Annotated in this window: 9 protein-coding genes; 7 read left to right on the top strand and 2 right to left on the bottom strand. The window is 63.8% G+C overall.

The genetic code is table 11. The features are described 5' to 3' along the window. Positions 1-204 precede the first annotated feature (204 nt). The 6 genes from ABD819_RS15780 (at position 205) to ABD819_RS15805 (ending at position 6,458) form a co-directional block, all read left to right on the top strand. Positions 205-1,617, top strand: coding sequence for an oligosaccharide flippase family protein (locus ABD819_RS15780; RefSeq protein WP_345125828.1), 1,413 nt, complete (start codon positions 205-207; stop codon positions 1,615-1,617). 137 nt (positions 1,618-1,754) lie between these two features. After that, on the top strand, positions 1,755-2,906 hold the full coding sequence (locus tag ABD819_RS15785) for a glycosyltransferase family 4 protein (protein WP_345125818.1): 1,152 nt from the start codon (positions 1,755-1,757) through the stop codon (positions 2,904-2,906). Between the two features lie 77 nt (positions 2,907-2,983). Further along, positions 2,984-3,529 (top strand): hypothetical protein, encoded by a 546-nt coding sequence (locus ABD819_RS15790; protein ID WP_345125819.1) that lies wholly within the window; start codon positions 2,984-2,986, stop codon positions 3,527-3,529. A gap of 90 nt (positions 3,530-3,619) precedes the next feature. Beyond that, on the top strand, positions 3,620-4,315 hold the full coding sequence (locus tag ABD819_RS15795; protein WP_345125820.1) for a polysaccharide deacetylase family protein: 696 nt from the start codon (positions 3,620-3,622) through the stop codon (positions 4,313-4,315). A 35-nt stretch (positions 4,316-4,350) separates the two neighbouring features. Continuing rightward, positions 4,351-5,430: a glycosyltransferase gene (locus tag ABD819_RS15800; protein ID WP_345125821.1), complete on the top strand. Its 1,080-nt coding sequence runs from the start codon at positions 4,351-4,353 to the stop codon at positions 5,428-5,430. Positions 5,431-5,690: 260 nt separating this feature from the next. Then, a complete protein-coding gene (locus ABD819_RS15805; protein WP_345125823.1) occupies positions 5,691-6,458 on the top strand; it encodes a TatD family hydrolase in 768 nt (255 codons plus the stop codon). Between the two features lie 127 nt (positions 6,459-6,585). Here ABD819_RS15805 and ABD819_RS15810 read toward each other — a convergent pair whose 3' ends face one another. Further along, positions 6,586-6,936, bottom strand: coding sequence for a hypothetical protein (locus tag ABD819_RS15810; protein WP_345125825.1), 351 nt, complete (start codon positions 6,934-6,936; stop codon positions 6,586-6,588). Between the two features lie 51 nt (positions 6,937-6,987). Next, positions 6,988-8,307 carry a PAS domain-containing protein gene (locus ABD819_RS15815; protein ID WP_345125826.1) on the bottom strand — a complete coding sequence of 440 codons (1,320 nt, stop codon included), beginning with the start codon at positions 8,305-8,307 and terminating at the stop codon, positions 6,988-6,990. Between the two features lie 314 nt (positions 8,308-8,621). Here ABD819_RS15815 and ABD819_RS15820 point away from each other — a divergent pair, with 314 nt between their 5' ends. Continuing rightward, positions 8,622-9,356: a DUF4386 domain-containing protein gene (locus tag ABD819_RS15820; RefSeq protein WP_345125827.1), complete on the top strand. Its 735-nt coding sequence runs from the start codon at positions 8,622-8,624 to the stop codon at positions 9,354-9,356. The last annotated feature ends 288 nt before the right edge of the window (positions 9,357-9,644 follow it).

Genomic DNA, 9,644 nt, shown 5'->3' on the forward strand with positions numbered 1-9,644 from the left:
AGAGGAAGGCTGCCCAAGCCCGCACGCATTAATCGGGGGTGGAACGCGGGAAGGCAGCGGGCAAAGATAGCCGGAAAATGGCCCGATACCGCTGCCGTAGCCACTGCCCCGGCGCGGTGCGTAGCTTTGCGAATCCGGGGCGCGGCCCGGATTTTTGTATTCTGATTTATCCCCCTCGGCAGCATCAAACGGTTTTTTGGCAATATCAGCTTCGTCGTCCTGCTCAACCTGCTGGTGAAACCCGGCTGGGTGGTGGTCGAAAACCTGGTGCAGGACCGGCTCGGACACGCCACGTTTGGCCTCATCACGGCCCTCTCGGCACTCACCCTGGTGGTGGCCGCCCTCTCCGATTTGGGCCTCACGCCCTACTCCGTGCAGCGCGTGGCCGCCCAGCCCGGCTTCATGGCCGACACCTTTCCCACGCTGCTGCCCCTGCGCGGGGCCCTCAACTTCGTGGCCCTGGCGGCCATGCTGATAGTGGGCTGGGCGCTGGGCTACCGCGATTCCGAGCTGCTGCTGCTCATGGCCGTGGGCGCGGCGCTGCTGCTGGCCCAGTACGGGCAGTTTTTGCGCGGTACCCTCCAGGCGCACCAAAAATTCAACACCGATGCCGTGCTCTCGGTGGTGGAGAAATTCCTGCTGCTCGGGGCCGTGCTCGTGCTCCTGCCAGTGGGCCTCACGCTGCCGCGCTACGTGGGCGCACGGCTGGGCGCGGCCGTTTTCACCACGGTGCTATTATATGGGCTGATGACGCGGCTGTTTGGCCGCGTGAAGTACCGTTGGCGGGGCCCCGTGGCCCGCACGGCCCTGCGCGCCAGCCTGCCGTTTGCCCTCATGACCTTGCTCTATGGCGTGAATGAGCGCATCGATATGGTGATGCTCGAACGCCTGGCTTCGCCCACCGAGGCCGGCTACTACGCCGGGGCCTACCGCTGGGTCGATGCCGTGATGATGTACGCCTGGACGGTACTGCCGCTGTTTTTTGCCAAATTCGCCAGCGTGCCCCGCGATGCCGCCGCCCAGCGCGAGCTGCTCCGGTTCGGGCAGCGGGTGGTGACGCTGCCGCTGCTGTTCATCGTAGCCTTCATCTTTTTTCGGGGCGAGGTGGTGTTCTGGCAGTTCAGCCACAGCAGCCCGGCCGAAGTAGCCCGTATGACGCTGTGTTTGAAGATATTGTTCGTCAACGTGCTGGTGCACGCCTTCTTCGCCATCTACAGCACCTTGCTCACCAGCACCACGCACGAGCGCGCCGTGAGCTGGCTGGTGGCGCTCAGCATTTCCCTCAATATCGGCCTGAACCTGGTGTTTTTGCCCAAATTCGGAGCCGTGGCGGCGTCGGTTGATACGCTGATTTGCGCGGCGGCCGTATCCGTTGGTTACCTGGTGCTGGTGGCGCGGCGCACCGGCGTGGGCGTGCCCGGCCGTCTGCTGGCGCGGCTGCTGCTGGCCTTCGGGCTGCTGTGCGGCGCGTGGTACGGCCTGCAATACGGCCTCTACCTGAGCTGGTGGCTCGAAGCGGGCATCATGGCCGGGGTGTTTGGGCTGATTGTGCTGGGCACGGGCCTGGTGCGCCGTAGCGAAATCACCCAGCTATTGCCGGGAAGGAAGGGGAGTTAACAACCCAAAAAGAACGTCATGCTGAGCGTAGTCGAAGCATCTCTACTGCGCAAGTAAATGAATTGCTATTGAGGTGGAGATGCTTCGACTACGCTCAGCATGACGTTTAGCTTATTTTAATGCCTGCACTTTCGCCCATGCACGTTGCCGTCAATACCCGTTTCCTGCTGCCCGGCGACCACCTCGAAGGCATTGGCCGCTTCACCTATGAGACGCTGCTGCGGCTGGTGGCCCAGCACCCGGAGGTGACCTTCCACTTCCTCTTCGACCGGGCGTATGACCCGCGCTACCTGTTGGGGCCCAACGTGGTGCCGCACGTGCTGCAGCCCCCGGCGCGGCACCCGCTCCTGTTCGTGGCCTGGTTTGAGGGCGCGGTGGCGCGGTGGCTGGCCCGGCACCGCCCGTCGGTCTTCCTCAGCCCCGACGGCTTCACGACCCTCAACACCAGCGTACCCCGCGTGACGGTGATGCACGACCTGGCCTTCGAGCATTTTCCGCTGGATGTGGGCCTGCTGCAACGCAAATACTACCACTTTTTCATGCCGCGCTTCGCCCGCGCTTCGGCCCAGCTAGTGGCGGTGTCGGAAGCCACCAAGGCCGATATCGTGCAGACCTACGGCATCACGCCCGACAAAATCAGCGTGGCCTATAATGCGCCGGCTGATTTATTTCAGCCGCAGTCGCCAGAAAGGCAGCGCGAAATCCGGCGTCAGTTCAGTCACGGGCAGCCGTATTTTTTGTTCGTCGGAGCTTTGCAGCCGCGCAAAAACCTGGGCAATCTGCTGCGGGCGTTCGATGCTTTCAAAACCGCCGGCGGAGCAGATGTAGCCGCGGCCCAGCTGCTCATCGTGGGCCGCAAGGCCTGGAAAGCCGGTCCCATCCTCACTGCCTACCAGCAGATGCGCCACCAAACGGCGGTGCATTTCACGGGTCGCGTGGCCGATGCTGAGTTGGCCGGCCTCTACGCGGCGGCCCGCGCTACGGTGTACGTGCCTTATTTCGAGGGATTTGGCATTCCGATAGTAGAAGCGCAGGCCAGCGGCTGCCCGGTGCTCACCTCCAATGTCAGCTCGATGCCGGAGGTAGCCGGGGCGGGCGGCGCGCTGTTGGTAGACCCGCGGAGCGTCGACAGCATTGCCGCGGGCCTGGCCCGGCTGTGGAACGAAGCTGCCCTACGCCAGGCGCTGGTGGCGCAGGGCCACGAGAACCTGCGCCGCTTTTCGTGGGCCCAGAGCGCCGGGGTGTTGTGGCAGGCCATTTCGAAAGCCATGGTCAAAAACGAGGAATGAGGGATTAGCTGGCTTGGCTCAAACTTCCTCACTTCTCATTAAAGCATGGCGTCCCGGCGTTACTTTTGCACTTCGTTATGGCTCGCTTGCATCCCTACAATTTTACGCACGTGCTGCTGCCGCAGCTGGCCTGGCGGCGGCCATCGTCGGTGCGGCGCGAGCTGAGTGACCCGGCGCTGGCCCGTGAGCTGCTGCACTATGTGTGGGACAAAGCCGCCGAAAACATCCACGCGGCGGATAAAGTAGCCCCCAAAGGCCTGCGCCTGAGTTGGCACGAAGTGGCCGGCCGCGTCACGGCGCTGTTCCATCTGCCGGCCCCTCAGGCTACGATGGAAGCCCATTTTTCGGCTTTGGTGTATGAGGAGGAAGACGAGCCCGCCGAAACCGAGGCCGAGGAACTACGCCCCCGCTACTTCACCCTGGAGGCCACGCTGGGCCTGAGCGGCCCGGCCGGCACGCCCACCGTGGTAGGCGAGTGGGCCGGCGAGGTGCACCGCCACCTGGGCCGGGGCCCCGCCGGTGGCCGCCCCAATACGGCGGAGGCCTTCCTCGAAGCGCTGGCTACCGTGCTCGGGCCGCTGCCCGATACCAGCGTGCCGTTTATGCGCATCGTGCGCTCCTAAAAAGTTGTTGGGAAGTAGTTGTCGGTTGTCGGGCTTGGAATAATAAACGGACAGACAACTGACAACGAGCAACTGACAACCTATTCGCTATTGAACGACTACTTAATGCCCATGCGTGCCTGGCTCGAAGCGGCCGTGCTGACCCGCCCGCCCCGGCTGCTGCACCCCATGCTGCCCGGCTGCGAATGGACCGGCCCACGCCAGGCCCCTACCGGTGCGCCCATCATCTACCTGACCTTCGACGACGGCCCCATCCCCGACGAAACGCCCTGGGTGCTGGAGCAGCTGGCTTTATTTGAGGCCAAAGCCACGTTCTTCTGCGTGGGCCAGAACCTGGAGCGCTACCCCGACATTGCCCGCGCCGCCCTGGCGGCTGGCCACCGCCTCGGCAACCATACCCACCACCACCGCAGCGCCTGGGCCACGGGCCGCGCCAGCTACCTGGCCGATATAGCCGAGTGCCAGGCGATAATAACCGGGTTGGAAGGGACGGTTGATTCCGGTTCCCCGCGGCCCCTTTTTCGTCCGCCCTACGGCCGGCTCACCTGGCCATTGCTGCGGGATTTGCGGGCCGAGTATCGCATCATTATGTGGTCGGTGCTGACGCGCGACTACGACCCCCGTCTCAGCCCCGAAAGCTGCCTGCGCTACGCCCTGGCCACAGTGCGGCCCGGCGATGTGCTGGTGTTTCACGACAGCCAGAAGGCCAGCGCCCGGCTGCGCTTCGTGTTGCCGCGCCTGCTGGCGCACCTGACCGAACAAGGGTATCAATTCGCAACGCTGTGAGTGGGCTGGGGCTGATTTTATTCGGAATTTACCTGGTGCTGTGGCTGTTGGGCATGGCCTACACGGCCTGGCGCTTTGGTAGCCAGCGCGGCACCGCGCCGGGCCGGCCGCTTCCTGCGCCGCTGCCCCGCGTGAGCATCCTCATCGCGGCGCGCGACGAAGAAACGGCGCTGCCGCGCTGCCTGGCCAGCCTGCGGAACCTCGATTACCCGGAAGAATTACTGGAAATCCTCGTCGGCGATGATGGTAGTACCGACCGCACCGCCGCCATGGCCGTGGCGGCCATGCAGGGCTTCGCGGGGCAGTTTCGGGTTATTGCCATCACCGAGACGCGGGGGCAGGCGCGGGGCAAAGCCAACGTACTGGCCCACCTGACCCGGCAGGCGACCACCGGTTTTTTCTTTATCACTGATGCCGACATCAGCTTGCCCCGAACCTGGATTGCGGGTTTGCTGGCGCACGCCGCGCCGGGTGTGGGCACGGTCACGGGCATTACGGCGGTGCGGGGGCCACGGCTGTTTCATCAGCTGCAGGGTATCGACTGGCTGCTGTCGCTGAGCATGGTGCAGGTGGTGAGCGACCTGGGCCGGCCCGTGACGGCCATGGGCAACAACATGCTCGTGACTCGCGCTGCCTACGAGGCCACTGGCGGTTACGAGGCGCTGCCGTTTTCCGTGACCGAGGATTTCGCCCTGTTCCAAGCTGTGCTGGCGGCAGGGTTCGGGTTCCGACAGGTGTTTGCGGCGGAAATCCGGGCTGATTCGCTGCCGATGCCTACCTGGGCGGCCTTGCTGCGCCAGCGCCAGCGGTGGCTGCGCGGGGTGGCGGGGCTGCCGTTGCGCCTGCGGCTGGAGCTGCTGTTTTTCAGTGGTTTCTGGCCGGCGCTGCTGGGCGTGGGGTGGGTGGCCGGGGCAGGGGCTGCGCTGGGCGTGTGGGGGGCGAAAATGGTGGTGCAGGGCGTGCTGGCGCATTTCGCGCATCGCCGGGCGGGGCTGCGGCTGCGTTGGTGGCTGCTGCCGCTGTTCGAGCTCTACACGCTGGCGCTCACCGGAGCCATTCTGGGGTTCCAGCTGTTTGGTGGGGCCGTGGTTTGGAAAGGGCGGCGCTATGAATAAAAGTAAGGCTGGCGCGCGTCTGCGCGTAACTGCTGGCTACCCCGTAATGCGAGTTTGTAACTCGCTAATGGGTAGCGGTAATCTGGTGAGCGAAGCAGGCGTAGGTGGCGGCTGCACTGCCGTGAGTCACAGACTCACGTTACGTATCGGCCAGCAGTTACGCGCTGCGCGCTAAACTGCGGCCAGCTCGTTCCAGCTCGTCGTTCTACTATTTTCCGATGACTAACTACTCGCTGTTCACTGCTAACTGTTAACTGAAAATGCACATTACCGATTCCCACGCCCATCTCTACTCTGAACAATTCAAGCCCGACCGGCTCGATGCCCTGCGCCGGGCCCAGGAAGCGGGCGTGCGCACCATCGTGATGCCCAACGTGGACCATTCTTCCATCGATGCGATGCTGGAATTGGAAGCGGCAGCTCCGGAAACCTGCTTTGCGATGATGGGCCTGCACCCGTGCTCAGTCACGCGCAGCTTCGAGCAGGATTTGTACGAGGTGGAAACCTGGCTGGGCCGCCGCCCCTTTGCCGCCGTGGGCGAGGCCGGCCTCGACTTGCACTGGAACAAAACCCTGCTGGGCGAGCAGCAGGAAGCCCTGAAAATTCAGCTGGAAATGGCCAAGAAGCACCAGCTGCCCATTGTGCTGCACACCCGCGAGGCCTTTGCCGAAACGGTGGCCCTGGTGGAAGCCGCGCAGGATGGCAAGCTGCGCGGGGTATTCCACTGCTTTTCGGGCACGCCGGCGGAGGCCGAGCAGGCCATCAAGCTGGGGTTTATGCTGGGAATTGGCGGCGTGGCTACCTTCAAAAATGGCGGGGCCGATAAGGTGTTGCCCGGCATCGGGCTGGAGCATTTGCTGCTGGAAACCGACTGCCCCTACCTGGCCCCCGTGCCGCACCGGGGCAAGCGCAATGAGCCAGCCTACCTGCCCCTGATACTTCGCCGCGTGGCCGAGCTGCTGGGCAAAGACGCGGCCGAAGTAGCCGAGGCCACGACGCGCAACGCCGCCGCGCTGTTTAACTTGTAGGGTGCCGTTACCCAGGGCCTTCGTTCCGGCGACGCTGGCGATGTAGCGCGGACTTTGGAGTCCGCGTCCCTGCGCCGTCAAAGCCATCCACGGGCGTGGGGACGCGGACTACAAAGTCCGCGCTACATTACAAGCTGCTTTCCAGGGCAAGTAGTTGACGCTCAATCTGGTCGGCAAAGGCATTGATTTGGTCGAGGCCGGCGCGGGCTTCCTCAATAAGGCCGCGCTGGTAGCGGGTGGCCAGGTCCTGGCCGGTACGCAGCATTTGCTGAAGCGTACTTTCCAGCTCGCGCACCGTGGCCAGGGTGCCGAACTCGGGTTTCAGCACCGTTTGTATCCACTGGGCCAGCGGGTTTTCGGCGTAGGCAAACAGGGCCGGCTCGGCCTCGCGCACCCCGTAAAGCACCGAGCGCAGCCGCGACTTGAAGAGCACCTGTTTCACGCGGGCCTGCTGAAAGTCGAAAGGGGAGAGAGGCATGCCGGGAACTACAAAAAGCAGGGTAGATAGGGAAGCGAAGGTACGCTTTGCTCAGGAAGCCAGGCTGCTGTCGGGGGCGTTGGTGGGCCGGCCGCGAAGCTGCTCCAGGGTCTGGCGGGTGAGCACCAGCTCCGTCACGTCGTAGGCGTAGGCCGTGATGCCGGCCGGCTGGCCGTTTTCCTCGAAGCGCTGGTAGGAGAAGTTGAAGTAGCAGTCGCGCAGCTGGCCGTCGGGGCCGGCCAGCTGTACCAACAGCTCGTTACCCATCATGGGCTCACCGGTGCGAAACACGCCGTCGAGAATCGCGATGATGCCCTGGCTCACGACTTCGGGAAACACCTCGGCCACGGTTTTACCCACCAGGTCTTGCTGGCCCACCGACTCCCGGAAGCGGGTGTTGGCAAACTCATAGCGGTGTTCGGGGCCGCGCACCACGCTAATCATGGCCGGGGCGTCGGCAAAAAGGTCCAGCAGGAGTTGGCGCTGCTGCTGGGCCCGCTGGTACTGTTCGTAGGCCTGGTCCGAGAGCAGGGCCTGCTGCTCGTTGGCTTCCAGCAGCTCTTCTACCATGAGCTTCTGCTCGTGAATGTCGGCATTGCAGCCCACCCACATCTGAATCTGGCCGTCGGGGCCGAGGCGCGGTACGCCCGTGGCCAGGTGCCAGCGGTAGCTGCCATCGTGCCGCCGCATGCGGTACTCGGCCTGGTAGGAAGTGCTGTGCTGGCGGGCGGCTTCCCAGCGGGCGGTGGTGGGAGCCACGTCGTCGGGGTGCAGGTCGGCCACCCAGCCCCCGCCCAGGGTATCGGCCAGGGAGCGGCCGGTGAAGTCGGTCCAGCGGTTGTTGAAGGAGTCGGCCCAGCCGTCGGGGCGGGTCGTCCACACCATCAGGGGCAGGCTTTGGAGGATAAAGCGGTTGCGCTCGTTGGCCTCGTTGAGGGCGCGCTGCACCTCGGCGGCGTGCCGGGCGGCCAGCGTGGCTTCGGTCACGTCCTCCGACATTTGCAGGATGTACTGAAGCTCGCCGCGGGCGTCGAGCTGGGGTTGGTGCGTAATCTGCCAGTACCGCTCCTCGGTGCCGCCGCCCAGCGCGGCGGGCCGCGCAATGTCGTAGCGCAGCAGCGGCATCACGTGGGCCCGCAGGGTGCGCCGCACCGCGTCGTGCGAGTCCAGCAGGTTGGCCTGGCTTTGGGGGTCGCCGGGGAAGGCATCGAAAATGTAGCGGCCCACCGCCTGCTCGCGGGGCAGCAGCGACACGGCCACGTGCTGGTCGGAATTGTTGAGGATGGTGCCATCGGGAGCCAGCAGGAGGTAGGCACCCGGCAGGGCCTGAAACAGGGCCTGGTAATCGATGGAAGCAGGGGAATCAGCCATGTAGGAAGAGTATTGACGCAAAACTGGCGGCTAGGGGTGAAGCCGTGATGAAGGCTGGGTAGGGAAGGGCTTGTGGGCGCTGGCCGGCAAAGTTCGTGCTTTTTCGGCCTCGCGCAAGTACGCAAAGTAGGGGATGGCAGTTACCGTTATTCAGGTCAGGGCTTTGGGTAAAAGCGCGGTCCAACATCTATAGCTGCTAATTACAATCCGAAGCCTGGTTCCCAAAAAAATCAGCCCTCAACCGCGGGTGATGCGGCGGAGGATAAGCGCGCTACATTCGTCCGGCGTTGGTATTCAGGCAGCGCTATTCTGCAATGGCTATTCGTTCGATTGAAACCGCGCCCCTGGGCTACGCCCGCCTCGGCGGCGCGCTCTACCTCGTCATTATCCTGTCTGGGGCTTTTGCGGAGGGGTTTATCATCAACAAGCTTATCGTGGGGGGCAACGCGGCCGCCACGGCGCGCAATATTCTGGCCTCGCCAATGCTCTGGCAGGTCGGGGTCGCGGGCAATGTGCTTGTCGTGCTGTGTGCCGTTCCCCTGCTGTGGATTGAGTACCTGCTGCTCCGGCCCGTGAGCAAAAATCTGGTGTTGCTGGCCTTGTTCTTCAATCTGGTTTCCCTGGCGGTGGAGGCCGTGAGCAAAGTGTTTCTGCTGCTGGTGCTGCCCACGTTGGAAAGTGCCCAGTACCAGCACGTATTTGGGCCCCAGCAGGTGCCGATGCTGGCGAACCTCGCGCTGAAGTCGCACGAGATTTCCTTCAATATTGCCCTGCTGTTTTTTGGCTTCACCTGCCTGGTGAATGGGTATCTGCTCTTTAAGTCGGGTTATTTCCCCAGGGTTATAGGGGTGCTGATGCAAGCGGCGGGCGCGTGTTACCTGGTGGCCTGCTGGGCGGCGCTTTTTGCCCCGGTCCTGGCCGGCAAACTCCTGCCCGCCGCGCTGCTGCCGTGCCTGGTGGGCGAATTATCCTGGTGTTTGTGGCTGCTGGTGAAGGGCGTGGACAGCGCGAAATGGCAGGAGTGCGTGAGTGAGAACCAGGAAGTTTAATCCGGGTTTTTTCGGGGGATGCTGTCCAGGGCTGCCATAGAGCAAATCTAAAGCTGCCTGCCGGCCCACGGCGTTTCACCACAACCATTCATCGGCCGGCCCGACGGTTCATCCGCCTCATTCGTCGCTTCGGCAACAGCGAGTTGAACCGGGGTAGGCGCGGCCCACTCTACCCTACTAAAATTGGGGCATAAAAACGGGGCGTTCCGACCTTTGTAGTTCCTACACTCCAAAGTCCATCGCGCCCCGTGAAGCAGTGCCTCATCGCCAAAACTACGACCCTTTTAC

Source organism: Hymenobacter antarcticus (assembly GCF_039539545.1).
GTDB classification, from domain to species: Bacteria; Bacteroidota; Bacteroidia; order Cytophagales; family Hymenobacteraceae; genus Hymenobacter; species Hymenobacter antarcticus.